The 22,806-nt window shown below is 71.0% G+C and carries 20 protein-coding genes; 14 read left to right on the top strand and 6 right to left on the bottom strand.

All coding sequences use genetic code 11. The features are described 5' to 3' along the window. Window positions 1–46: 46 nt before the first annotated feature. From AB4112_RS20110 to AB4112_RS20090, 5 genes are all read right to left on the bottom strand, one after another. Window positions 47–1,084 carry an ABC transporter ATP-binding protein gene (locus AB4112_RS20110; RefSeq protein WP_309793242.1) on the bottom strand — a complete coding sequence of 346 codons (1,038 nt, stop codon included), beginning with the start codon at window positions 1,082–1,084 and terminating at the stop codon, window positions 47–49. Further along, on the bottom strand, window positions 1,081–2,127 hold the full coding sequence (locus tag AB4112_RS20105; RefSeq protein ID WP_309793241.1) for an ABC transporter ATP-binding protein: 1,047 nt from the start codon (window positions 2,125–2,127) through the stop codon (window positions 1,081–1,083). Before AB4112_RS20105 ends, AB4112_RS20110 begins: the two co-directional genes overlap by 4 nt. Beyond that, complete coding sequence (locus tag AB4112_RS20100) at window positions 2,127–2,876, bottom strand: copper homeostasis protein CutC (protein WP_309793239.1); 750 nt, start codon at window positions 2,874–2,876, stop codon at window positions 2,127–2,129. The genes AB4112_RS20105 and AB4112_RS20100 overlap by 1 nt, the downstream gene beginning before the upstream one ends. A 214-nt stretch (window positions 2,877–3,090) precedes the next feature. Continuing rightward, entirely contained in the window at window positions 3,091–4,551 is a 1,461-nt protein-coding gene (locus AB4112_RS20095; protein ID WP_441722522.1) for a M81 family metallopeptidase, read from the bottom strand. A gap of 3 nt (window positions 4,552–4,554) precedes the next feature. Next, window positions 4,555–5,697 carry an ROK family protein gene (locus AB4112_RS20090; RefSeq protein WP_441722520.1) on the bottom strand — a complete coding sequence of 381 codons (1,143 nt, stop codon included), beginning with the start codon at window positions 5,695–5,697 and terminating at the stop codon, window positions 4,555–4,557. A 183-nt stretch (window positions 5,698–5,880) separates the two neighbouring features. Here AB4112_RS20090 and AB4112_RS20085 point away from each other — a divergent pair, with 183 nt between their 5' ends. From AB4112_RS20085 to AB4112_RS20070, 4 genes are all read left to right on the top strand, one after another. Further along, window positions 5,881–7,431 carry an ABC transporter substrate-binding protein gene (locus AB4112_RS20085; protein WP_441722517.1) on the top strand — a complete coding sequence of 517 codons (1,551 nt, stop codon included), beginning with the start codon at window positions 5,881–5,883 and terminating at the stop codon, window positions 7,429–7,431. Between the two features lie 298 nt (window positions 7,432–7,729). Continuing rightward, entirely contained in the window at window positions 7,730–8,650 is a 921-nt protein-coding gene (locus tag AB4112_RS20080; protein WP_309793233.1) for an ABC transporter permease, read from the top strand. A 9-nt stretch (window positions 8,651–8,659) separates the two neighbouring features. Continuing rightward, window positions 8,660–9,532, top strand: coding sequence for an ABC transporter permease (locus tag AB4112_RS20075; RefSeq protein ID WP_441722514.1), 873 nt, complete (start codon window positions 8,660–8,662; stop codon window positions 9,530–9,532). A 112-nt stretch (window positions 9,533–9,644) separates the two neighbouring features. Further along, window positions 9,645–10,466 (top strand): methyltransferase domain-containing protein, encoded by an 822-nt coding sequence (locus AB4112_RS20070; protein WP_441722511.1) that lies wholly within the window; start codon window positions 9,645–9,647, stop codon window positions 10,464–10,466. A gap of 24 nt (window positions 10,467–10,490) precedes the next feature. Here the strand turns inward: AB4112_RS20070 and AB4112_RS20065 are convergent, their stop codons facing one another. Then, the gene (locus tag AB4112_RS20065; protein WP_441722508.1) at window positions 10,491–11,597 is read right to left on the bottom strand and encodes a DSD1 family PLP-dependent enzyme; all 1,107 of its coding nucleotides are present in this window, start codon (window positions 11,595–11,597) and stop codon (window positions 10,491–10,493) included. Between the two features lie 293 nt (window positions 11,598–11,890). On the opposite strand from AB4112_RS20065, the gene AB4112_RS20060 reads away from it, so the two are divergent. The 10 genes from AB4112_RS20060 to AB4112_RS20015 are packed head-to-tail and all read left to right on the top strand — an operon-like array spanning window position 11,891 to window position 22,727. After that, window positions 11,891–12,679, top strand: coding sequence for a GntR family transcriptional regulator (locus AB4112_RS20060; protein ID WP_441722505.1), 789 nt, complete (start codon window positions 11,891–11,893; stop codon window positions 12,677–12,679). Further along, a complete protein-coding gene (locus AB4112_RS20055; protein WP_441722502.1) occupies window positions 12,676–14,190 on the top strand; it encodes an ABC transporter substrate-binding protein in 1,515 nt (504 codons plus the stop codon). Before AB4112_RS20060 ends, AB4112_RS20055 begins: the two co-directional genes overlap by 4 nt. 2 nt (window positions 14,191–14,192) lie before the next feature. After that, window positions 14,193–15,698, top strand: coding sequence for an ABC transporter substrate-binding protein (locus AB4112_RS20050; RefSeq protein WP_441722499.1), 1,506 nt, complete (start codon window positions 14,193–14,195; stop codon window positions 15,696–15,698). 8 nt (window positions 15,699–15,706) lie between these two features. Next, on the top strand, window positions 15,707–16,636 hold the full coding sequence (locus tag AB4112_RS20045; RefSeq protein ID WP_441722496.1) for an ABC transporter permease: 930 nt from the start codon (window positions 15,707–15,709) through the stop codon (window positions 16,634–16,636). Next, window positions 16,633–17,490, top strand: coding sequence for an ABC transporter permease (locus AB4112_RS20040; protein WP_441722493.1), 858 nt, complete (start codon window positions 16,633–16,635; stop codon window positions 17,488–17,490). Before AB4112_RS20045 ends, AB4112_RS20040 begins: the two co-directional genes overlap by 4 nt. 23 nt (window positions 17,491–17,513) lie before the next feature. After that, window positions 17,514–18,299: an SDR family NAD(P)-dependent oxidoreductase gene (locus tag AB4112_RS20035; protein WP_441722490.1), complete on the top strand. Its 786-nt coding sequence runs from the start codon at window positions 17,514–17,516 to the stop codon at window positions 18,297–18,299. Between the two features lie 10 nt (window positions 18,300–18,309). Beyond that, window positions 18,310–19,200 (top strand): polysaccharide deacetylase family protein, encoded by an 891-nt coding sequence (locus AB4112_RS20030; protein WP_441722487.1) that lies wholly within the window; start codon window positions 18,310–18,312, stop codon window positions 19,198–19,200. Next, entirely contained in the window at window positions 19,197–20,774 is a 1,578-nt protein-coding gene (locus tag AB4112_RS20025) for a gamma-glutamyltransferase (protein WP_441722484.1), read from the top strand. Before AB4112_RS20030 ends, AB4112_RS20025 begins: the two co-directional genes overlap by 4 nt. Next, window positions 20,764–21,756 carry an ABC transporter ATP-binding protein gene (locus tag AB4112_RS20020; RefSeq protein WP_441722481.1) on the top strand — a complete coding sequence of 331 codons (993 nt, stop codon included), beginning with the start codon at window positions 20,764–20,766 and terminating at the stop codon, window positions 21,754–21,756. Before AB4112_RS20025 ends, AB4112_RS20020 begins: the two co-directional genes overlap by 11 nt. After that, window positions 21,753–22,727, top strand: coding sequence for an ABC transporter ATP-binding protein (locus AB4112_RS20015; RefSeq protein ID WP_441722478.1), 975 nt, complete (start codon window positions 21,753–21,755; stop codon window positions 22,725–22,727). The genes AB4112_RS20020 and AB4112_RS20015 overlap by 4 nt, the downstream gene beginning before the upstream one ends. Window positions 22,728–22,806: the final 79 nt, after the last annotated feature.

The raw sequence follows: 22,806 nt of genomic DNA, 5'->3' as shown, positions 1-22,806 counted from the left end.
GGCCTTCCTCCCCGTGCGCGCGGCCGGACGGCAGACCGCGCCGCGATCAGAGGTCGTCCCGGATGCACGCCTTGGCGTGCCCCGGGGCGACCTCGCGCAGCGCCGGCACCGCGGTGGCGCAGTCCGGCAGCGCATGCGGGCAGCGGGTGCGGAAGACGCAGCCGGAGGGCGGGTTGATCGGGCTGGGGATGTCGCCCTGCAGCAGGATCCGCTCGCGCCGGATGGTCGGGTCCGGCACCGGCGCGGCCGAGAGCAGCGCCCGGGTGTAGGGGTGGCGCGGCGCGGTGTAGAGCGTGCGGCTGGGCGCCGTCTCCATGATCCGGCCGAGATACATCACGATGACCCGGTCGCAGAGATATTCCACCACCGACAGGTCATGGGCGATGAACAGCACGGTCAGGCCGAGGTCGCGCTGCAAGTCCTGGATCAGGTTGACCACCTGGGCCTGGATCGAGACGTCGAGGGCCGAGACCGGCTCGTCCGCCACGATGAAGCTGGGTTCGACCGCCAGGGCCCGGGCGATGCCGATGCGCTGGCGCTGGCCGCCCGAGAATTCATGGGGGTAGCGGGTCATCGCCTCCGGCGTCAGCCCCACCCGGCGCAGCAGGGCGGCGATCCGGTCCGGCCGCTGCCGGCCGCGCGACAGGCCATGGATGGTCAGCGCCTCGCCCACGATCTCCGCCACGGTCATCCGCGGATTCAGGCTGGCATAGGGATCCTGGAAGACGATCTGCATCTCGCGCCGATAGGCCTGGAAGGCCGGTTTCGACAGCCCCAGGATGTCGGTGCCGGCGAAGCGCACCGCGCCGGCCGTCGGTTCGGTCAGGCGCAGGATCGACCGGCCGACCGTGGTCTTGCCCGAGCCGGATTCGCCGACCAGCCCGACCACCTCGCCGCGGCGCAGGGTCAGGCTGACATCCTCGACCGCGCGGACATGCTGGCCCTTCTTCCCGAACAGGCCGCCGCCGACCGGGAACCAGGTGCGCAGCCCCTCGACCTCCAGCAGCGCCTCCCCCGGCGCCGGCAGGCCGATGGTGCTGACCCGGTCGACGGGACCAGTCCGGTCCATGGCCGCGGCGGTCATGCGAATTCGCTCCAGCGGATGCAGCGGGACATGTGCCCGCCGCCGGTGTCGGCCAGATCAGGCACGGCGGCGGCGCAGGCGTCGACCGCATGGCGGCAGCGCGGCGCGAAGGCACAGCCGGGCGGCAGCCGCCGCGGGCTGGGCACGTTGCCGGGAATCGCCTCCAGCCGCCGGGCCTCGCCGCGGTCGGCCGCGGCATAGTCGGTGCGCGGCACGCTGTTCAAGAGGCCGATGGTGTAGGGGTGGCGCGGCGACTTGAAGATCTCGACCACGTCGCCCTCCTCCACCACCCGTCCGCCATACATCACCGCGACCCGGTCGGCCATCTCGGCCACCACGCCGAGATTGTGGGTGATGAACAGGATGCTCATGCCGATCTCGGCCTGCAGCCGGCGCATCAGGTCGAGGATCTGGGCCTGGATGGTGACGTCCAGCGCCGTGGTCGGCTCGTCGGCGATCAGCAGCGCCGGGTTGCAGGACAGCGCCATGGCGATCATCACCCGCTGGCGCATGCCGCCCGACATCTGGTGCGGATAGTCCTTCAGCCGTCGCCGCGCCGCCGGAATGCCGACCAGCTCCAGCATCTGCGCCGCCGCATCCATCGCCGCGCGCCGGCCCAGCCCCTGGTGCAGCCGCACCGCCTCGGCGATCTGGTCGCCGACGGGATAGACCGGGTTCAGCGACGTCATCGGCTCCTGGAACACCATGGCGATGTCGTTGCCGCGGATGCCGCGCATCTCGGCCTCCGACAGCCGGGCCAGGTCGCGCTGCCGGCCATCGCGGCCGGTGAACAGCATCTCGCCGCCGGCGATGCGGCCGGGCGGGCTGGCGATCAGCCGCATCAGCGACAGGCTGGTGACGCTCTTGCCCGACCCGGATTCGCCGACCAGCGCCAGGGTCTCGCCGCGGCCGATGTGGAAGGTGACGCCGTCGACCGAGCGGATGGTGCCGTCATCGGTGTCGAAATAGGTCTTGAGGTCCGTCACCGCCAGCAGGGTGTCGGCGAAGGCCCGCCGGGCCCGCGGCTCAGCGGCCTCGGCCATCAGGCGCCGCGCGCCGCGCGGATGGTGGCGCGCACCCGGTCCGGATCGGTCACCGTGTTGGTGTATTCCCGCTCCAGCTCGGTGCCGCCCATGCCGATCTCCGGGTTGCGGTAGACCATGCCGCTCGGCTCGGTCCGCAACGCCGCGAAATGCAGCTCCTTCAGCCCGGTGCGGCGGCGGACATCGGCGATGGTCGTCTCGTCCAGGTCGCCGCAGCCCATGATCACGATGCGGCCCCGGGCCTGGTCGACGGCGCGCTTCAGGATCTCCACCCCGGCCGTCGCGGTCGGGCGCTGGCCGCTGGTCAGCACCCGGTCGACGCCGCAGCGGATCAGCGCCTCCAGCGCCTCCTCGGGGTCGTTGGTCATGTCGAAGGCGCGGTGGACGGTGACGCTCATCGGCCGCGCCTCGCGCACCAGCTGCGCCGTGCGGTCCTCGTCGATCCGGCCGTCGGGGGTCAGGCAGCCGATGACGATGCCGGGCACGCCGAGCTCCCGCAGCGCTTTCACATCGGCCAGCATGCTGGCGAATTCGGTCTCGCTGTACAGGAAGTCGCCGCCGCGCGGCCGGATGATGACGTGGAACGGGATGCGGGCCCGGGCCTGCACCTCCAGGATGGTGCCGATGCTGGGCGTCAGGCCGCCCTCGATCAGGCTGGCGCAAAGCTCGACGCGGTCGGCGCCGCCCTCCTGGGCCGCCAGGAACCCGTCCAGGCCTTCGACGCAGATCTCGATCACGGGGGTGGTCATGGCCGGGTCTTTCGCTGCGGGAGGAGGCTTGTGTTTGCGTTGCCTCTCCCGCTTGCGGGAGAGGTCGGAGACGCGAAGCGGCTCCGGGTGAGGGGATTTTGTCGAGGCCGGTGCCCGCCCTCACCCGGAAATCCCAAGGGATTTCCGGCCTCTCCCGCCAGGCGGGAGAGGCAATCGGAGCGGGCCGGCATCAGCCGTGCCATCGGCAAAGCCATCATCGGCCGAGCGCTTTCAGCGACCGCGCCGACCAGACGGGCTGGGGCCGCCAGTCGAAGCCGCGGTCGAAGGGGAAGGTCGGGCGGCGGGTGCGGTGGCGGGCCAGGTGCTCGACATCCTGGTCGACCACGCCTGATGACAGCGCCATCAGGTTGGGGGCCGCCAGCGGCGCCAGCTCCGGCGAGAGATAGCCGGACTTGACCACCAGGATCGCGACCTCGGCCGGGTGCAGCCCCAGACTGGTGAAGTCGGCGATGGTGTGGAACGGCCGGCGCCGCGCGGTCAGCACCACCCGGATGCCGCCGATGCGGATCACGGCCTGGCGGTCGGTCGCATCGCCGGTGGCGTGCAGATGCACCACCTCCACCTCGGCCTCGACCGGGGCGCTGCCCTGGGTGTCGAGCGTCGCGCCGATGCTGAGCCGCAGCCGGGCGCCAACCCCGGCGCGGTAGCAGGCCTCGGTCCCCGGCGCGTCGGCGATGCCGGCGATCAGCACGTCCGGCGCGTCGCGGGCCAGCAGCGCCCGCAGCAGGTCGGCCCGGTCGCCGACGCCGCCGCCGGTCGGGTTGTCGCCGGAATCGGCCAGGATCACCGGATGGGTCCCGGAGGCGACGGCCCAGCCGACGCACTCATCGACGGTGCCGGTGCGGCTGCCGAAGACGAAATCGTCGCGCGCATCCCAATAGGCCTGGGCCAGCCGCACCGCCTCGCGCTCCATCGCCGCCGGATCGGTGCCGGTAAGGATGATGGCGGCGGTCGACCGCGGCTCGTCGGCCCAGACATAGCCGACCATCATCGAGGCATCGAGGATGCCGTCGACCGCGTCGACCGCCGGCAGCTGCGCGTAGAGCGACTTCGCCGGCTCGTCCACCGTGCTGGTGCGTTCGCCCGGCCACAGCACCGGCACCGGCACCCACAGCAGCAGCGGCTTCACGCCCCCGGTCAGGCGCTGCAGCAGCATGGTGCAGGCCCGGCGCTTGGTCTCCTCGACATCGATATGCGGCGCGGTGCGGTAGGTCGAGAACATGTCGAGCGCGTCGATGATGCGCTGGCTGACATTGCCGTGCAGGTCGTAGCTGGCCGAGATCGGGCAGTCCGGCCCCACCAGGGCGCGGGCGGCGGTGATCCAGTCGCCCTCGGCATCGTCCATGCCCTCGACATTCATGGCGCCGTGCATGGCGAGGTAGAGGCCGTCGATCGGGCCCAGCGCCGTCAGCCGGTCCAGGAACTCGGCCTTGAACGCGTCATAGGTGGCGCGGGCGACCGGGCCGCCGGGGATGGCGCGGGCGTGCAGGGTCGGCAGGAAGGTGGCGTCGTAGTCGCGCAGCAGGGCGAAGGACGGGTCGGCGGTCAGCGCGTCGCCGCGCAGCACCCGGAAATCCGCCGTGGTCGCCAGGACCGGGCTGTAGGTGCTGCATTCGGTGTGGATGCCGCCGACGGCAATGCGGGGGGAAGCCATTCCTCAGCCTTCTTCGACGCGGGTCAGGAATTTGTGGGCGGCGATGCTGGCGGCGCCGCGGGCCCACAGGTCGCGGGTCGCCTGGTGGAAACGGATCTGGGTCGAGGCGGCGAGTCGCGGCAGGACATTGGCCTCGATCGCCTGCTGGGTGACGGTGCGGAACAGCGGGCCCAGCGCGCCGTCGACATCGACCACCAGCACGAATTCCGGGTTGTTGATCTGGATGACATGGGCGATGGCCAGCCCCAGCGCCCCGCCGGCGCGGTGCAGGATCTGGATCGCGTCGGTGTTGCCCTGCGCCGCCAGCGCCTCGATCCCCGCCGTGGTCGTCGCCGCCAATCCCCGTTCGCGCGCCTGGGCCAGGATCGCCTGGCGCGGGGCGATGGTGTCGAGGCAGCCGCGCTTGCCGCAGCGGCAGGGCAGCCCGCCCGGCTCGATCGTGCAATGGGCGATCTCGCCGGCGCCGCCGCCATGGCCGCGATACAGCGCCCCGTCGACATAATGGGCGCAGCCGATGCTGTCGCCGAAGGTCACGGTGGTGAAGGTGCGGAAGTCGCGCGCCAGCCCGTACAGCCGCTCGCCGGTGGCGACGGCGTTGGCGTCGTTCTCCAGGAACACCGGCACGCCGGTGGCCCCGGCGATCACCGCCGCGACCGGCAGGTCGAGCCAGCCGAGATTGGCCGAATGCAGGCAGCGGTCCTGGTCGTTGTTGACCAGGCCGGACAGGGCGACGCCGATGCCGCGCAGCCGGTCGGCCGGGATGCCGGCCCCGCCCAGCAGGTGCGGCACGGCCTGGCGGATGGTCTCGGCGATCTCTCGCGGGTCGTTCGACCATGGCGCGCTGCGCTGGCCCAGCACCGCGCCCTGCAGGTCGGTCAGCACCAGCGTCACCGGCTCCTCCACGATCGAGGCGCCGATGAAGTAGCCGTAGCTCGGGTTCAGGGTCAGCAGGATCGACGGCCGGCCCTGGCGGGCGGGTGCGGCGGCGACATCGCTTTCCGCCAGCGCCCCATCCTGGATCAGCTCGCGGCTCAGCCCGGTGATCGCCGCCTTGCTCAGCCCGGTCAGCGCCGACAGCTCGGACCGGCTCAGCGGCCCGTGGTCGGTGACGGCTTCGAGCAGGGAGCGTTTCGACGGGTTGGCCATGCGCCTCAGGACCGATGAAGGGCCGCCGGCGCCGCCGAAATCCCCGGCCGGCCCCGACGTCCTGCTTGACAGTTAGTTCACGAATTGAATTTAATCAAGCCACAGGCTTCACGTTCCAAACAAAATCGCCGGGCATCTTGAACGAATAGGTTGCCGGATCGATTCGAACAAATGGGGGATGACATGACCATTCTGATCGACCGGCGCGGCGCGCTGGCCCTGGGCGGGGCGGTGGGGCTGGCGGCGCTGCTGAAGGGCCGTGGTGCCTTCGCGGCCGATGCCTCGCAGATCGTGATCATGCAGAGCGAGGCGCCGCGCAGCATGGACCCGGCGGACCAGACCGCCACCTACACCTCGGCGATCCTCGAGCCGATGTATGAGGGCCTGACCGGCTACAACGAGAAGATGGAGATCGTGCCCGTCCTGGCCACCAAATGGGAGACGGACGCCACCGGCACGGTCTGGACCTTCACCCTGCGTCCGGGCGTCAAGTTCCATGACGGCGAGCCCTGCAGCGCCGACGCCGTGATCGCCAGCTTCGCCAGGCACATGGACGAGAAGCGCGGCCTGGCCGCCAGCGGGCGGTTCCGCGCCATCCTGGCCGAGGTCAAGGCGGCGGATGCGAACACCATCCGATTCACCCTGAAGCGCCCCTACCCCGCCTTCCTCAAGCTGATGGCCGTCGCCTCGGCCTCGATCGTCAGCCCGAAGGCCGACAAGGCCGGCACGCTGGGCCGCGCCGCCGTCGGCACCGGCCCGTACAAGCTGGCCGAGTACAAGTCGGGCGAATACGTGCTGTCGGAGGCGAATGCCGACTACTGGGGCGACAAGGCCCCGACCAAGACCCTGAAGTGGATCTGGACCCAGGAAGCGGCCGTCATGAACATGGCGGTGCAGACCGGCGACGCCGATGTGGTGGTGCCGCTGCCGCCGGTCTTCGCCGCGCCGATCAAGGCGAACCCGGAGCTGACGCTGATCGAGGGCAACCCGACCGCGGTGTTCTGGGTGGCACTGAACTGCAAGCTGGCGCCGCTGGACGATGTCCGCGTCCGCCAGGCGCTGAACCTCGCCACCGACCGGGCCGGGCTGGTCAGCAACCTGCTCTACGGCTTCGGCCTGCCGGCGACCTCGCCGCTGTCGCCCGCGGTGTTCGGCTACGACCCCACGGTCGAGGGCTACGGGCTGGACGTCACCAAGGCCAAGGCGCTGCTGGCCGAGGCCGGCCATGCCGACGGCATCACCATCAATGTCGCGGTGCAGGAGCCGGAGGCGCCGATCGCCGAGATCCTGCAGGGCATGTGGGCTGCGGCCGGCATCACCCTGAACATCCAGCGCATGGAGAGCGGGGTGTGGACCGCCGCCGCCTTCGGCACGCCGGAGGAGAAGGCGGCCCAGGGCGTGCACAGCGTCATCGCCTCCTGGTCCACCGGCACCTTCGACGCCGATCTGCAGCTGAAGCCGCTGTACTACACCGACAGCTGGTCGCCGAAGAGCGCCAATCTCGGCTTCTACAGCAATGCCGAGCTGGACGGGATCCTGGACAAGGCCGGGTCGTCGACCGACAGCGCCGAGCGCAAGACGCTCTACGCCAAGGCCCAGCGCATCATCGTCCAGGATGCGGCGCATGTGCTGCTGTACTACCCGAACGACCTCGCCGCGGCGCGGGCCGACGTCAAGGGCGCCTGGCTGCAGCCCGGCGGCGAGATCATCCCGGAACGCGCGACCAAGGCTTGATGCTCGCAGCGACCGACATCAGCGTAGCGGGGTCCCCCTCTTATCCTCCCCCTCCCCTTGCGGGAGGGGGTAGGGGGAGGGGTCTGCTGCCGTTGGCTCCTACGCCGAAGAACCGCCGCAACCGGCGGCAATCCTGGATGGCTGCGGGCCGGCTCTCTTCGATCGACACCCCCTCCCCCTGCCCCCTCCCGCGGGGGGAGGGGGAGGATGGAAAATTCAGGCCCGAGCGAGCGGTGGAGTTCCCGGAAGATCCCGCCAAGCGGGAGAGGTTGCGTACAACACTCGGAACCATCCCGGCATGAAGGCCTACCTGACCCGCAAGCTGGTCGCGCTGCCGCTGATCCTGCTCGGCGTGTCGTTCCTGATCTTCGGCGCGGTGCGGATGCTGCCGGGCGACCCGGCGCGGATCATGGCCGGGCCGCAGGCGACCCAGGACGCGGTCGACGGCATGCGCACCCGCCTCGGCCTCGACCAGCCCTTCCTCATCCAGTACGGCCTGTTCCTGAGCAACGCCGCACGGGGCGATTTCGGCGAGTCGATCAAGTCGAAGAAACCGGTCATCGACGAGATCGGCGAACGCTTCCCCTACACCGTCTCGCTGGCGGTGGTCAGCTACAGCTTCGCCATCCTGATCGGCGTCGCCGCCGGCATGTTCGCCGCGATCTACCGCAGCGCCTGGCCCGACCACATGGTGATGATCGCCGCGATCGGCGGCGCCTCGGTGGCCAATTTCTGGCTGGCGCTGATGATGATGAACCTGTTCGCGGTGCAGCTGAAATGGCTGCCGCTGCTGGGCGCCGGCGGCTGGCCGAACTACGTCATGCCCGCCCTCGCCCTCGGCCTGCTGCCGGCCGCGCTGATCGCGCGGATGACGCGGTCGAGCATGCTGGAGGTCATCGGCCAGGACTACATCCGCACCGCCCGGGCCAAGGGGCTGGGCAGTTCGGTGATCTACCGCAAGCACGCGCTGCGCAACGCGCTGATCCCGATCGTCACCATCATCGGGCTGAACTTCGGCGGCCTCTTGGGCGGCGCCGTGGTCACGGAATCGGTGTTCAACTGGCCGGGGATCGGCCGGCTGCTGGTCGACGCCGTGCGCTACCGCGACTACCCCATCATCCAGGGCGTGACCCTGCTGACCGTGGTGTCGGTGGTGCTGGTCAACTTCCTGGCCGATCTGGTGATCGCCGCCATCAACCCCCGCATCCGTTTCGACTAGGGCAGGCCTTTGATCACGATCGCCGACAGCGACGACCTTCCGGCCGGCCCGTCCCGGGCCAAGCGCCTGGGCCGCATCCTGCGCCGGCACAAGAACCTGACCATCGGCGGCGCCATGGTGCTGCTGCTGGTGCTGGCCGGCATCCTGGCGCCGCTGCTGGCCACCCACGACCCGGTGCAGCAGTCGCTGGCCACCGCGCTGCGGCCGCCATCCGCCGAGCACCTGTTCGGCACCGACCAATACGGCCGCGACCTGTTCTCGCGCATCATCTACGGCGCCCGGCTGTCGCTGCTGGAGATCGTGCTGGGGGTCGGCATCGCCCTGGTGGTCGGCATCCCGCTCGGCCTGCTCGCCGGCTATTCCGGCGGGAAAGTGGACCAGATCATCATCTGGTTCATGGACATCCTGTTCGCCTTCCCCGGCATCGTGCTGTCGATCCTGATCGTCAGCATCCTGGGCACCAGCCTGGTCAACCTGATGATCGGCATCGCCATCTTCTCGATCCCGGTCTATGGCCGGCTGGCGCGCAACCTGGCGCTGTCGCTGAAGCAGGTGGAGTACACCGAGGCGGCGCGGGCCCTGGGTGCCGGGCTGTGGCGCATCCTGTTCCAGCACATCCTGCGCAACGCGCTGGGGCCGATCATCGTCCAGGCGACGCTGACCGCCGGCAGCGTGGTGCTGACCGCCGCCAGCCTGTCCTTCCTCGGCCTCGGCGCCCAGCCGCCGACCCCGGAATGGGGCGCGATGATGAGCGACGGGCGCAACTTCCTGGGCGTGAACATCTGGCTGTCGCTGTTCCCCGGCCTGGCCATCACCTTCTCGGTGCTGGGCTTCAACCTGTTCGGCGACGGGCTGCGCGACCTGCTGGATCCGCGGCGCTAGGCCGCGGCGTTTCCCCGGCCTGCGTTGCGGCCGTAACCCTCCAGGAATTGGCACGTTTCCCCCTGCGCCCTAGGCTTCGGGATCTCTTGAGAAGCCCGACGCAGGAGCCGATATGGACGGGTACGAGCCGGACGAAAGCCGCCTGGACTGGCGCAATGTGGACAGCGATCCGGCAACCGCCGGGCGCTATCTGGACCTGGTCGCGAATGTGATCGACGAGGTCCGGGCACGGGCCACCAGCCGGCTGGGCCTGGTGCCAGGGGCATCGGTGCTGGAGGTGGGCTGCGGCAATGGCCTCGAGGCCGAACGCCTGGCGGCGCTGGTGGGACCGACCGGCCGCGTGGTCGCCACCGACCTGAGCGGCGAGATGATCCTGCAGGCCCAGGCCCGGACCCAGTCGCTGGGTCTGCCGATCCGCTTCGAGGTCGCCGACGCGCAGGCCCTGCCGTACCGCGACGGCGAATTCGACGCCGCGCGGGTCGAGCGGATGCTGCAGCACGTGCCCGATCCCGCGCTGGTCGTGCGCGAACTCGTCCGCGTGGTGCGGCCGGGTGGCCGCGTCTGCGCGTTCGAGCCGGACTGGGAAACCATGGTGCTGGCGACGGGCGGCGACAATGAGATCCAGCGCGCGTTGCGTCGCCACCGGGTCGATGTCCGCACCGCCCATGGCGGCATCGGCCGGGAGCTGCCGCACCTGTTCGTAACCGCGGGCTGCCGGGACATCTCGGTCGAGCCGGTCGCCCAGGGTGTCCGCGACCTCGCGCTGGCGGACAGCATCCTGGGCCTTTCGGCGAGCCTGCAGGGTGCTGTCGCGGAAGGCTGGGTCTCCGCGGACGGGGCACGGACCTGGTGGGAGCAGGCGCAGGCCCACTCGGAGGCGGGCGGCTTCTACGCCATGCTCATCGGCGTGATCGTCGCCGGCCGCGTGCCCTGAGCCGGGAGCTCCCGGTAACCGCGATCAGGCCATGGCGCCCCGCGCCGCGACCGGCCACAGGCATTCGACCCGGCCGGCCCTGACGCCGACATACCAGTCGTAGCGGTCGACGGTCGGGTCGCAATGGCCCGGCACCAGCCGGATCCGCTCGTCGAGCTTGAGCGCCCCGGCTTCCGGTGCGACCGCCAGGCGGCCGTGTTCGTCGGAGGCGCCCTCATAACGGATGCCGTCCCGGCCCCAGACCAGGGGCATGCCGCTGTCGACCGCGACGGCCTTGTGCCCGGCATCGACCACGGCGGCGCCGGCGCGCGCGCTCATCACCGTCGCCAGCACGAACAAGGATTGCCGAAACGCCGGCGGTGGATCGTTCCGGCCGTAATCCGCATCCATGAAGATGTAGGAGCCGGCCTGCAGCTCGTTGAACACGCCGCTCGCCGCTTCGAGCGCGAAGGTGCCGGTGCCGGCGCCGCTGACGATCGGGCAGTCCAGCCCGCGCCCGCGCAGCGCCTGCACCACCCGCCCCGCCGCCTCGGTGGCGGCGGCGATGCTGGCGGCCCGCTCCCCGGCCGAACGCTGGTGCTGGGCCCGGCCGTGATAGGCTTGCAGCCCGCCGAAGATCAGGTGCCGGCTGGCGGCGATGCGCTCGGCCAGCGCCACCGCCTCCGGCCCCGGCGCCACACCGCAGCGGCCGGTGCCGACATCGATCTCGACCAGCACGGTCAGCCTGATCCCCGCGGCCTCCGCCGCCGCCTCGATCGCCGCCACCCCGTCGGGATGGTCGGCGCAGACCGCGACCTGCGCCAGCCGTGACAGCGCGGCCAGGCGCGCCAGCTTGCGCGGGCTGACCACCTCGTTGCTGACCAGGATGTCGGGCACGCCGCCCCAGGCCAGGATCTCGGCCTCGGCGACCTTCTGGACGCATTGGCCGACCGCGCCGCGGGCCAGCTGCAGATGGGCGATGACCGGCGATTTGTGCGTCTTGGCATGCGGCCTCAGCCGCACGCCCGCCGCCGCCGCCAGCCCGGCCATGTGGTCGAGATTGGCCTCGAAGGCATCGAGGTCGAGGATCAGGGCCGGCGTGTCGACCTCATCCTCGCGCATGCCCGGCTCGGCGGGCGGCGGCTGCAGCATCGGCTTCGGACTCCTGACGGATGATTTGATCGCAACGTCGACAGGCCGCGTTCCCCGGGGGTGAGCCACGGGTCCTGCGCATTCCCACCCTGTCATGCCCGGACTTGATCCGGGCATCCAGAGACTGTCGACATCCTCTGGATTGCCGGGTCAAGCCCGGCAATGACGGAAGAGGGAACTTGGCCGCTGACGGTTGGATCCACTGAGGCCGGCCCACTTTTAATCCATTTTCATTTAGTGAAATATCAGATTTCCGCTTGTGAGATGTCACGTACAATGACACGATCCAATTTATGTACGACTATTCCTCGCCCTTCGCCCTGACCCCGCCGGGAGCGGAGCCGAAGGCTGCCTTCGCCGTGAAGCGGCTGCGCCGCGCCTTGATCGACTGCGAGCTGCAGCCGGGCGACCAGTGTTCGGAACCCGAGATCGCCGGCCGGTTCGGCCTGGGCCGCGCCGCCATCCGCGCCGCCCTGACCACCCTGGCCGGCGAAGGGCTGGTCACCGCCGAACCGCGCCGCGGCTGGCGGGTGGCGCCGGTGACCGGCGCCCTGATCGGCAACGTCATCCAGGCCCGCCGGGCGATCGAGCCCGGCCTTGCCGTCCTTCGGCTGTCGCCGGAGGAAGCCGCGCGGCTGACCGCGCTGACGCGAATGACCTCCGCCCTGCAGGGCCGCGACGATCGCCAGGCCGCGGTCACGGCCCGCAGCACCGACCGGCAGATCCTGGACCATCTCGCCGCCCGCGCCGGCGGGCTGGTCGGCCGCTGGCTGGTGGAGGCCTGGAACCAGGCGGACCGGATCGTCGCCTTCTTCGACCTCGCCGGGCGCCACCACCGGCCGATCGGGCGGGAGACGCTGATCGCCGCCCTCACCGCGGGCGACACCGAGGCGGCGCGGCGGGCGATCGACGCCGCCATCACCGCCTTCCAGGACTTCGCGACCGATGGCCTGCTGACCCTGCCCTCGGCCCTCGACTGGGCCGGGACCAGGGCGGACGGCCGGACACGACAAACCGGACCGGATGCGATGGCGCCGCAGGCCCATCCGCAGCGGCCACCACAACAGGGGGACAGGGCATGACACGGATGGCAAACGGATGGCTCGGCGCAACCGTCGGGATCGCGCTCGGCGCCATGATGCTGGCGGCGGCGCCGGCCTGGGCGGACAAGGACCGCTTCGTCGTCGACCTGGTCAACGAGCCGTCGTCGCTGGACCCGCAGCTGCAATGGAACCCGGACAGCTACTACGTCTACCGCAACGTCTTCGACAACCTGGTCACCCGCGACGACGCGGGCAAGATCGCGCCCGAGGTGGCGACGTCGTGGAAATACGTCTCGGACACCGAGATCGAATTCCAGATCCGCGACGACATCACCTTCCATGACGGGCAGAAGCTGACCGCCGAGGACGTCGCCTACAGCGTCCGCCGCATCACCGACCCGAAGCTGGCCAGCCCGCAGCTGGGCCAGTTCAACAAGATCACCGGCGCCGAGGCCACCGGCCCGACCACGGTCCGGCTGAAGACCGACGGCCCCTACCCCGCCTTGCTGGCCCAGCTGGTGAAGCTGTCGATCGTGCCGAAGCATGTGGTCGAGGCGGTCGGCAACGAGGCGTTCAACCTGGCCCCGGTCGGCAGCGGCCCCTACAAGGTCGAGGGCTGGCAGCGCGGCGTGGCCGTGACCCTGGCGCGCAACGACGCCTATTGGGGCAAGAAGGGCCCGTTCCCGACCGCGGTGTTCCGCGCCGTGCCCGACGCCGCCACCCGCCTGGCCGACCTGCAGGCCGGCACCGCCGACCTGGCCGTCACCCTGGACAGCGACCTCGCGGCGCAGCTGACCGGGTCGGACAAGGCCAAGCCGCTGGTCGTCCTGACCGAGCGCGTCGCCTATTTCCGGCTGAACACGCTGAAGCCGCCCTTCGACAACCCGAAGCTGCGCCAGGCGGTGGCCTATGCCATCGACAAGCAGGGGCTGACCGAGGGCATCCTCGGCGGCTACGACAAGCCGGTGGCCGAGCTGCTGACCCCGGCGCATTTCGGCTGGACCAACGGCGTCGACGGCTACGCCTACGATCCGGAGAAGGCCAAGGCCCTGGTCACCGAGGCCGGACCGGCGGCGAAGGCCGAGGTCGAGCTGGCGACGGCGCCGGTGTTCGACCAGCGCATCGTCCAGGCGCTGCAGCAGCAGCTGGCCGATGCCGGCTTCGACGTGAAGATCTCGATGAGCGACATGGCGACCTATCTCAAGCGGTCGCAGGGCAATTCGGAGGAAGGCCCGAACCTGAGCTTCGGCCGCTGGTCCTGCGCCTGCCAGGACGCCGACGGCGTGCTGTTCCCGCTGCTGCACAGCAGCAGCGGCTGGTCGAGCTTCCGCAACGCCGAGGTCGACAAGCTGCTGGTCGAGGCGCGCTCGACCCTGGACGACGCCACCCGCCTCGACCGCTACGGCCAGGTCAACAAGATCGTCGCGACCGAGGTGCCGGTGCTGCCGCTGTACCAATCCGCCATCATCTACGGCGCGGCCAAGCCGCTGAACTGGCAGCCGACGCCGAATGAGAGCCTGTTCCTGAACCGCATGTCCTGGGCGGAATGACGATGACGCGCTCGTTCAAGGCCCGCCTGCTGGGCGCCGCCTTCGCCCTGGCCGCCGCCGCGTTGGCGCCGGCCGGGGCGATGGCGGCCAAGGACCGCTTCGTGGTCGACCTGGTCAACGAACCCTCGACCCTGGATCCGCAGCTTCAGTGGAACCCGGACAGCTACTACGTCTATCGCAACATCTTCGACAACCTGGTCACCCGCGACGACCAGGGGGCGATCGTGCCGCAGATCGCCACCGCCTGGAAAACCCTGTCCGACACCCAGGTCGAATTCCAGATCCGCGACGACGTCACCTTCCATGACGGCAGCAAGCTGACGCCCGGGGATGTCGCCTTCAGCGTCGGCCGGATCATCGATCCGGCCTTCGCCAGCCCGCAGCGCGGCCAGTTCGACAAGATCGTCAAGGCCGAGGCGACCGGGCCGCACAGCGTGGTGCTGACTCTGGCCGGCCCCTACCCCGCTTTGCTGGCCCAGCTGGTCAAGCTGTCGATCGTGCCGGAGCACGCGGTCAAGGCGGTGGGCAACGACGCCTTCAACCTGCATCCGGTCGGCAGCGGGCCCTACAAGTTCGTGGAGTGGCAGCGCGGCGTGGCCGTGACCCTGGCGCGCAACGACGCCTATTGGGGCCAGAAGGGGCCGTTCGCAACCGCGGTGTTCCGCGCCGTGCCCGACGCCGCCACCCGGCTGGCCGACGTCCAGGCCGGGACCGCCGACCTGGTGGTGTCGCTGGATTCCGACCTGGCCGGCCAGCTCGAGGCCTCGGGCCGGGGCAAGCGGCTGTATTCCCTGACCGAACGGTTGGCGTATCTGCGGCTGAACCCGACCAGGCCGCCCTTCGACGATGCGCGGCTGCGCCAGGCCGTGGCCTATGCCATCGACAAGGAGGGCATCACCCAGGGCATCCTGGGCGGCCTGGACAAGCCGATCGGGCAGATGGTGACGCCGGCCCATTTCGGCTGGTTCGGCAACATTCCCGGCCTGCCCTACGACCCTGACAGGGCCAAGGCGCTGGTGGCGGAGGCCGGCGGGTCGCCGAAGGTCGAGATCGCCACCGGCACCTTCTTCGACCAGCGCGTGGTCCAGGCCATCCAGCAGGAGCTGGCCGATGTGGGCTTCGACGCCAGCATCAAGCTGGTCGACACCCCGACCTTCCTCAAGCTGATCCAGCAGGGCGCGGCAGGCGGGCCGGCCCTGGCCGTCAGCCGCTCCTCCTGCGCCTGCCAGGACGCGGACGGCGCGCTGTACCAGCTGTTCCATTCCGGCAACCCCTGGACCATCGTCGAGAACAAGGACCTGGACACCTGGCTGGACGACGCCCGGTCGACCCTGGACACCGACCGCCGGCTGATCGACTACCGCAAGATCAGCACCTTCATCGCCACCGAGCTGCCGGTGGTGCCGCTGTTCCAGACCGTCGCGATCTACGGCGCGGCCAAGCCGCTGCAATGGACCCCGACGCCGAATGAGAGCCTGTTCCTGAACCGCATGGCCTGGACAGACTAGGGAGTGGCATGACCGCCTTCCTGCTCCGCCGCCTGGGCCAGGCGCTGCTGACGATCTTCGGCGTCGCCACGCTGATCTTCTTCCTGCAGCGGCTGACCGGGGACCCGACCTTCCTGCTGGTGCCGGATACCGCGACCCAGGCGGATATCGAGGCGCTGCGCCATGCCCTGGGCTTCGACCGCCCGCTCGGGGTGCAGTACCTGTCCTTCCTGGCTGAGATCGCGCAATTCGACCTGGGCCGGTCGGTGGTGCAGAACGTGCCGGTGACCGTCATCATCGCCTCGCGCCTGCCCTACACGCTGGCGCTGGCGGCGGGCGCGCTGCTGGTCGCCTGCGGCATCGGCGTCCCCATCGGGGTGGCGCTGGCGCTGTGGCGCGACCGCTGGGCCGCCCGCCTGCTGGCCGGGCTGGTGCTGGCGGCGCAGAGCATGCCGACCTTCTGGAGCGGGATCCTGATGATCCTGGTCTTCGCGGTCACGCTGGGCTGGCTGCCGCCCTCATCCACCGGCGGGATCGACCATCTGGTGATGCCGTCGGTGGCGCTCGGGCTGCTCAGCATGGCGACCTTCGCCCGGGTGACCCGCACGGCGCTGCTGGAGGAGCTGTCGAAGGACTATGTCCGCACCGCCCGCGCCCGCGGCGCCGGCACCGGGCGCCTGCTGCTGCGCCACCTCGCCCGCAACGCCTCGATCCCGGTGATCACGGTGGCGGGGCTGGAGATCTCGAACCTGCTGGCCGGCGCCGTGATCGTCGAGACGGTGTTCGCCTGGCCGGGCCTGGGCCAGCTGACCGTCCAGTCGATCCTGGCCCGCGACTTCCCGATCGTGCAGGGGGTGGTGCTGCTGGGGTCCTTCGTCACCATCGCGCTGAACCTGCTGACCGACCTGCTGTACAGCGCGGTCGATCCCCGCATCCGGCTGGGGGGCGCGGCACGATGAGCGTGGCAGCCACCCCCGCTCCCGTCGCGGCCCGCAGCCCGCTGCGCCGTGCCGCCCCGTTCATCGCCATCCTGGCGCTGTTCGCCCTGGCTGCGGTGCTGGCGCCGCTGGTGGCGCCCTACGACCCCAACGCCCAGAACCTGCTGGGCCGGCTGAAGCCGCCCGGCACCGTCGCCCGCAACGTGCACTACCTCCTGGGCAGCGACGAGCTCGGCCGCGACCTGCTGAGCCGGCTGGTGTGGGGCGCCCGGATCTCGCTGCTGGTCGCGGTGATCTCCGTCGTGCTGTCCGGCATCGTCGGCACCGTGCTGGGCATGCTGGCCGGCTATCTCCGTGGGGTCACCGAGATCGCGGTGATGCGTGTGGTCGACGTGTTCCTGTCGGTGCCCGCGATCCTCTTGGCGATCATCACCGTCGCGGTGGTCGGGCCCGGCCTGCTGAACGTCATCCTGGTGCTAGCCCTGACGCGCTGGCCGCGCTATGCCCGTGTCGCCTATGCCCAGACCCTGACGGTGGCCGGCCGCCCCTATGTCCGGCTGTCGGCCTTCATGGGCGCCGGGCCGCTGCGCGTCTTGTTCCGCCACATCCTGCCCAACATCCTGGGCGCCGTGCTGGTGGTCGCGACCCTGGAGTTCGGCCTGATGGTGCTGTTCGAGGCCGGGCTGTCCTTCCTCGGCCTCGGGGTGCAGCCGCCGACGCCGAGCTGGGGTGCTATGCTCTCGACCGGCCGCAACTACGTCGCCACCGCCTGGTGGATCGCGACCTTCCCCGGGCTGTGCCTGTTCCTGCTGGTCCTCGCCGCCAATTTGATCGGCGACGCGCTGCGCGACCGGCTGGATCCCCAAAGCCGATGAAGCCCCCAAGCCGAGAGGTGGACATGAACATCCCGAACGATCTGAACGGCAAGCGCGTGGTGGTGACCGGCGCCTGCGGCGTGGTCGGCAGCTGGATCGCCGCGGCCTTCGCCGAGGCCGGCGCCAGCCTGTGCCTGACCGACACCTCGGAGGCCGATCTCGACCGCCTGGCCATGAACCTGACCGGCGACCGCTTCTCCTACGCCGCGGACCTCCGCGACGAGACCGCGATCGACGGGCTGGCCGCGGAGATCGCCCTGCGCTGGGGCAGCGCCGACATCCTGGTCAACAATGCCGGGGTCTATCCCAGCGGCTTCCTGCTCGACATCGGTGTCGAGGAATGGGACCGGATCTTCGACGTCAATGTCCGCGCGCCCTTCCTGCTGACCCGCGTGCTGGCCAAGCAGATGATCGCCGCCAAGGTCCCGGGCAGCGTCATCAACATCTCCTCTGGCGCGTCGCGCAAGATGCGCAAGACCGTGGTGCCCTACTGCGTGTCGAAGACCGCGCTGGACCGGCTGACCAAGGGCTTCGCGCTGGAACTGGCGGAGTTCGGCATCCGGGTCAACGCGATCGAGCCCGGCTTCATCGCCGGCAGCCGGGTCAGCCTGCTGACCGAGGAACATGTGGCGGCGACCACCGGGTCGATCCCGCTGGGCCGGCCGTCCTCAGCGGCGGATGTCGGCAACGCCGTGCTGTTCCTGGCCAGCGAGGCCGCCGCCTACATGACCGGGTCGACCCTGACGGTGGATGGCGGCAATTCGATCGGGTCGTCCGCCGTCTACCAAGCCAAGAAGACCCCGCTCTAGGAGACGCCCCATGGTCCAGCCCTGGCCGCGCTACCACTGGCCGGAAGGCCGCGACAGCGCCTTCTGCTTCACCGTCGATGTCGACGCCGATTCCCCGTATCTGTGGTCGCAGCGGGCGCCGGAGGCGACGCGGTCGCTCGGCCAGCTGGAGCAGCGCCGCTTCGGGCCGCGGCTGGGGATCTGGCGGCTGCTCGACCTGCTCGACCGCTTCGGGGTCAAGGGCAGCTTCTTCGTGCCCGGCGCGGTGGCCGAGGCCAACCCCGAGCTGCTGCCCGCCTTCCTGGAGCAGGGCCACGAGATCGGCCTGCACGGCTATTTCCACGAGATCGTGGCCCAGAGCAGCGACGCCGAATTCACCGGCGCGCTTGAGGCCTCGATCGAGGTGTTCCGGCGCCAGACCGGGGCGGTGCCCAAGGGCTTCCGCTCACCGGCCTGGGAGATGACGCCGCACATGCTGGCGGAGATCCGCCGCCACGGCTTCTACGACAGCTCGCTGATGGGTGCCGACCATCCCTATGAGATCGACGGCGTGGTCGAGGTGCCGGTGCAATGGGCGATCGACGACGCGGTGTTCTTCAAGTTCACCGGCGGCGGCACCGACCAGTGGCCCCCCGCCGCGCCGGGGCCAATCCTGGAGGGCTGGCTGGACGAATGGGACGGGCTGCACCGGCTGGGCGGGCTGTTCATGCTGACCGTCCATGACTGGATCTCCGGCCGTGCCCAGCGGCTGCGGCTGCTGGAGCGGCTGCTGGAGCGGATCACCGCCGAACCGACCGTGTGGGTCGCGACGGTCGGGCAGGTCGCGGCGCACCATGTCCGCTCGACCAATGCCGGGCGGTTCCAGGCCGCGTCTGACATTCCCGGGCCGGTGGAGCCGCGCCGGTTCGGACGGCCCAAGTGACCGTGGGGTCCGGCAAGACCGAGATCCGCAGCCGGCACGGCCTGGTCGCGGCCCAGCACCGCTACGCCGCCGAGGCCGGCGCTGCCATGCTGGCCCGCGGCGGCAACGCCATGGACGCGGCGGCGGTGACGGCGCTGGTGCTGAGCGTGGTCGAGCCCTGGCTGTCCGGCATCGGCGGCGGCGGCTTCCTGCTGCATGCCGACGGCGCGACCGGCGCGGTGTCGGCGCTGGACTTCAACGTCCGGGCGCCGGCGGCGCTGGACCCGGCCGACTATCCCCTGGCCGGCGCCGACACCGGCAACTGGTTCGACTGGCCGTCGGTGGTCGAGGACCGCAACCTGATCGGCCCGTCGTCGATCTGCGTGCCCGGCGCGGTCGCCGGCCTGGCGGCGGCGCTGGAGCGATTCGGCAGCATCGGCTGGGCCGAGGCGCTGGCGCCCGCCATCGCCCATGCCGAGCGGGGGCTGGAGGTCGACTGGTACGCCGCCTTCTGCATCTCGATCGAGGCCCACACCCTGGCCCGGTTCGAGGCGAGCAGCGCCCTGCTGCTCGACCGCGGCCAGGCGCCGAAGGCGGCGGAGGGCGGGCACCGGCCGATGCCGGCCAAGGCCCGGCTGCTGCGGCGGCTGGCCGAGGCCGGGGCGCGCGACTTCTACGAGGGCGAGACCGCCCGGCTGATCGCCGCCGACCTGGCCGAGGCGGGATCCCGCATCACCGCGGCGGACCTGGCCGGCTACCAGCCGCGCTGGTGCGAACCGCTGCGCGGCCGCTATCGCGACTGGGAGGTGGCGGCGATGCCGGGGCTGAGCGGCGGCCCCAGCCTGCTGGAGGCGCTGGAGCTGCTGTCGCCGCGGACCGCCTGGGGCGACGGGCCGGATGCGCGGGGCGCGCTGGCCTACGCCCGCGCCGCCCGCGAGGCCTACCGCCGGCGGCTGACTGGGATGGGCCATGCCGGGTTGGCCCGAGAGGGCCATACCGGCCTCGGTGCCGATCCCGGCTGCACCAGCCATGTCAGCGTGGTCGATGCCGCGGGCACGATGGTGTCGCTGACCAACACCATCCTGTCCCGCTTCGGGTCCAAGGTGGTGCTGCCGCGCGCCGGCTTCCTGATGAACAACGGCATGATGTGGTTCGATCCGCGGCCCGGCCAGCCGAACTCGATGGCGCCGGCGGCCCGGCCGTTGGCGAATATGTGCCCGCTGATCCTGGGCCGCGACGGCCGGCCGCTGCTGGCGATCGGCGCCGCCGGCGGCCGGTCGATCTTCCCGGCGCTGCTGCAGCTGGTCTCCTACCTCGTCGATTGCGGCATGACCCTGGAGCAGGCCTTCCACGCGCCGCGGCTGGACGCCAGCACCCCGACGATCAAGGTGAATGCGGCGGCAGCACCCGACGTCGCCGCCGCGGTCGCCCGCGACTTCCCGGTCACCATCGTCGAGGACACGCTGTACCCCGTGAATTTCGCGATCCCGTCGGCGGTGCGGCGCGACCCCGCAAGCGGCGAGCATATCGGCATGGCGCATCCGACCAGCCCGTGGTCGGCCGTCGCGGTCGGGGACCCCGCTTATGCCGGCTGACGCCGAAGCCCCGCCGCTGCTGGCCATCGATAACCTCCGGGTCGCCATCGGCGGCCGGTCGGTGGTCGATGGCGTCACGCTGTCGATCCGGCGCGGCGAGGTGCTGGCGCTGGTCGGCGAAAGCGGCTGCGGCAAGAGCCTGACGGCGCTGTCGATCCTGCGCCTGCTGCCCGCCGCGGCGCACGTCGCGTCCGGCAGCATCGCATTCGACGGCACCGATCTTCTGGCGCTGGACGAGGCGTCGCTGCGCGACCTGCGCGGCAACCGCGTCTCGGTGATCTTCCAGGAGCCGGTGGCGTCGCTCAACCCCCTGGTCCGGATCGGCGACCAGGTGGCGGAAAGCCTGCGGCTGCATCGCGGCGCGACCGCCGCCTCAGCCCGGGCCGAGGCCGTCGCCATGCTCGCCCGGGTCGGAATCGCCGATCCGGAGCGCCGGGCCGGGCAGTTCCCGTTCGAGCTGTCGGGCGGCATGTGCCAGCGGGCGATGATCGCCTCCGCCCTGATCTGCCGGCCGGAGATCCTGATCGCCGACGAGCCGACCACCGCCCTGGACGTCACCATCCAGGCCCAGATCCTGGACCTGCTGAAGACCCTGCGGGCCGAGGCCGGCAGCGCCGTCTTGCTGATCACCCACGACATGGGCGTGGTGGCCGAGATGGCCGACCGGGTGGCGGTGATGTATGGCGGCACCGTGGTCGAGAGCGGCCCGGTCGACGCGATCTTCGACGCCCCCGCCCACCCCTACACCCGGTTGCTGCTGGCCACCGTGCCGCGGCTGGACGGGCCGCGCCGGGCCGAGCTGAAGACCATCGCCGGCGCGGTGCCGGACGCGGCGAGTTTGCCGGAAGGCTGCCGCTTCCGCACCCGCTGCCCGCTGGCCGACGACCGCTGCGCCGAGGCCCCGCCGCTGCGGTCGGTGGTGGGCGATGCCGGCCATCGCACCGCCTGCTGGCACAGCGACCGCGTCGGAGGGCTGGCATGACCGTCGCGCCGCTGCTCTCCGTCCGCGACCTCGCGGTGCATTTCCCGGTGCGCGGCCGCGGTGTGGCCAAGGGCACCGTGGTCAAGGCGGTGGACGGCGTCGCGCTCGACCTCGCCGCCGGCGAGACCCTCGCCCTGGTCGGCGAAAGCGGCTGCGGCAAGTCGACCACCGCCTACGCCATCCTGGGGCTGGAGCGTGCGACGCGGGGGACCGTGACCTTCGAGGGGCGGGACATCAGCCGCGCCGGGCCGGCCGAGCGCCGGGCGGTCGCCGGCGCCGCCCAGATCGTGTTCCAGGATCCCAGCGCCGCGCTGAACCCGAAGATGAAGATCGGCCCCAGCATCGCCGAGCCGCTGGCGATCCGCGGCACATCAGGCGCCGAACAGCGCCGGCGGGTGGCCGAGCTGCTCGACCTCGTCGGCCTGCCCGCCTCCCATGCCGGGCGCTATCCCAACGAGCTCTCGGGCGGGCAGCGCCAGCGGGTGGTGATCGCCCGGGCCCTGGCGCTGTCGCCGAAGCTGCTGATCTGCGACGAGCCCGTGTCGGCGCTGGACGTCTCGATCCGATCGCAGATCCTGAACCTGCTGGTGCGGCTGCAGGACCAGTTGGGCCTCGCCTACCTCTTCATCAGTCACGACCTGTCGGTGGTGCGTCACATCGCCGACCGGGTGGCGGTGATGTATCTCGGCACCATCGTCGAGCAGGGCGACACCGACGCCGTGTTCGCGGCGCCGCGCCACCCCTACACGGAGGCCCTGCTGTCGGCGATCCCGCTGCCCGACCCCAAGGCGCAGCGGCTGCGCCGCAAGATCATCCTGTCCGGCGACCTGCCCAGCCCGCTGGCGACGCCGGCCGGCTGCCCCTTCGTCAGCCGCTGCCCGATCCGGGTCGAAGGCTGCGCCGACGCCCGCCCGGTGCTGCGGCCGGCCGAAGGCGGCACCGAGGCCGCCTGCTTCGTGCGGGCGGGGTGAATTGACCATACGGTCATCGTGATTGACTGCATGGTCTGACACGGGCAGCCTGCACCTGCGGTAAGCGGACTCGCCGGCC

Origin of the sequence: Inquilinus sp. 2KB_23 (assembly GCF_052115705.1) — a bacterium.
Taxonomy (GTDB): Bacteria; Pseudomonadota; Alphaproteobacteria; order DSM-16000; family Inquilinaceae; genus Inquilinus; species Inquilinus ginsengisoli_A.
Note: the sequence above shows the minus strand (reverse complement) of the source record. Positions and strands in the feature narration are given on the sequence as shown.

Coding starts and splice junctions, on each gene's coding strand:
- AB4112_RS20080 (WP_309793233.1), top strand. CDS start 7,730: ATGAAGGCCTACCTGACCCGCAAGCTGGTCGCGCTGCCGCTGATCCTG.
- AB4112_RS20105 (WP_309793241.1), bottom strand. CDS start 2,127: ATGGCCGAGGCCGCTGAGCCGCGGGCCCGGCGGGCCTTCGCCGACACC.
- AB4112_RS20060 (WP_441722505.1), top strand. CDS start 11,891: ATGTACGACTATTCCTCGCCCTTCGCCCTGACCCCGCCGGGAGCGGAG.
- AB4112_RS20035 (WP_441722490.1), top strand. CDS start 17,514: ATGAACATCCCGAACGATCTGAACGGCAAGCGCGTGGTGGTGACCGGC.
- AB4112_RS20110 (WP_309793242.1), bottom strand. CDS start 1,084: ATGACCGCCGCGGCCATGGACCGGACTGGTCCCGTCGACCGGGTCAGC.
- AB4112_RS20020 (WP_441722481.1), top strand. CDS start 20,764: ATGCCGGCTGACGCCGAAGCCCCGCCGCTGCTGGCCATCGATAACCTC.
- AB4112_RS20100 (WP_309793239.1), bottom strand. CDS start 2,876: ATGACCACCCCCGTGATCGAGATCTGCGTCGAAGGCCTGGACGGGTTC.
- AB4112_RS20070 (WP_441722511.1), top strand. CDS start 9,645: ATGGACGGGTACGAGCCGGACGAAAGCCGCCTGGACTGGCGCAATGTG.
- AB4112_RS20065 (WP_441722508.1), bottom strand. CDS start 11,597: ATGCTGCAGCCGCCGCCCGCCGAGCCGGGCATGCGCGAGGATGAGGTC.
- AB4112_RS20050 (WP_441722499.1), top strand. CDS start 14,193: ATGACGCGCTCGTTCAAGGCCCGCCTGCTGGGCGCCGCCTTCGCCCTG.
- AB4112_RS20045 (WP_441722496.1), top strand. CDS start 15,707: ATGACCGCCTTCCTGCTCCGCCGCCTGGGCCAGGCGCTGCTGACGATC.
- AB4112_RS20015 (WP_441722478.1), top strand. CDS start 21,753: ATGACCGTCGCGCCGCTGCTCTCCGTCCGCGACCTCGCGGTGCATTTC.
- AB4112_RS20090 (WP_441722520.1), bottom strand. CDS start 5,697: ATGGCCAACCCGTCGAAACGCTCCCTGCTCGAAGCCGTCACCGACCAC.
- AB4112_RS20040 (WP_441722493.1), top strand. CDS start 16,633: ATGAGCGTGGCAGCCACCCCCGCTCCCGTCGCGGCCCGCAGCCCGCTG.
- AB4112_RS20030 (WP_441722487.1), top strand. CDS start 18,310: ATGGTCCAGCCCTGGCCGCGCTACCACTGGCCGGAAGGCCGCGACAGC.
- AB4112_RS20055 (WP_441722502.1), top strand. CDS start 12,676: ATGACACGGATGGCAAACGGATGGCTCGGCGCAACCGTCGGGATCGCG.
- AB4112_RS20095 (WP_441722522.1), bottom strand. CDS start 4,551: ATGGCTTCCCCCCGCATTGCCGTCGGCGGCATCCACACCGAATGCAGC.
- AB4112_RS20085 (WP_441722517.1), top strand. CDS start 5,881: ATGACCATTCTGATCGACCGGCGCGGCGCGCTGGCCCTGGGCGGGGCG.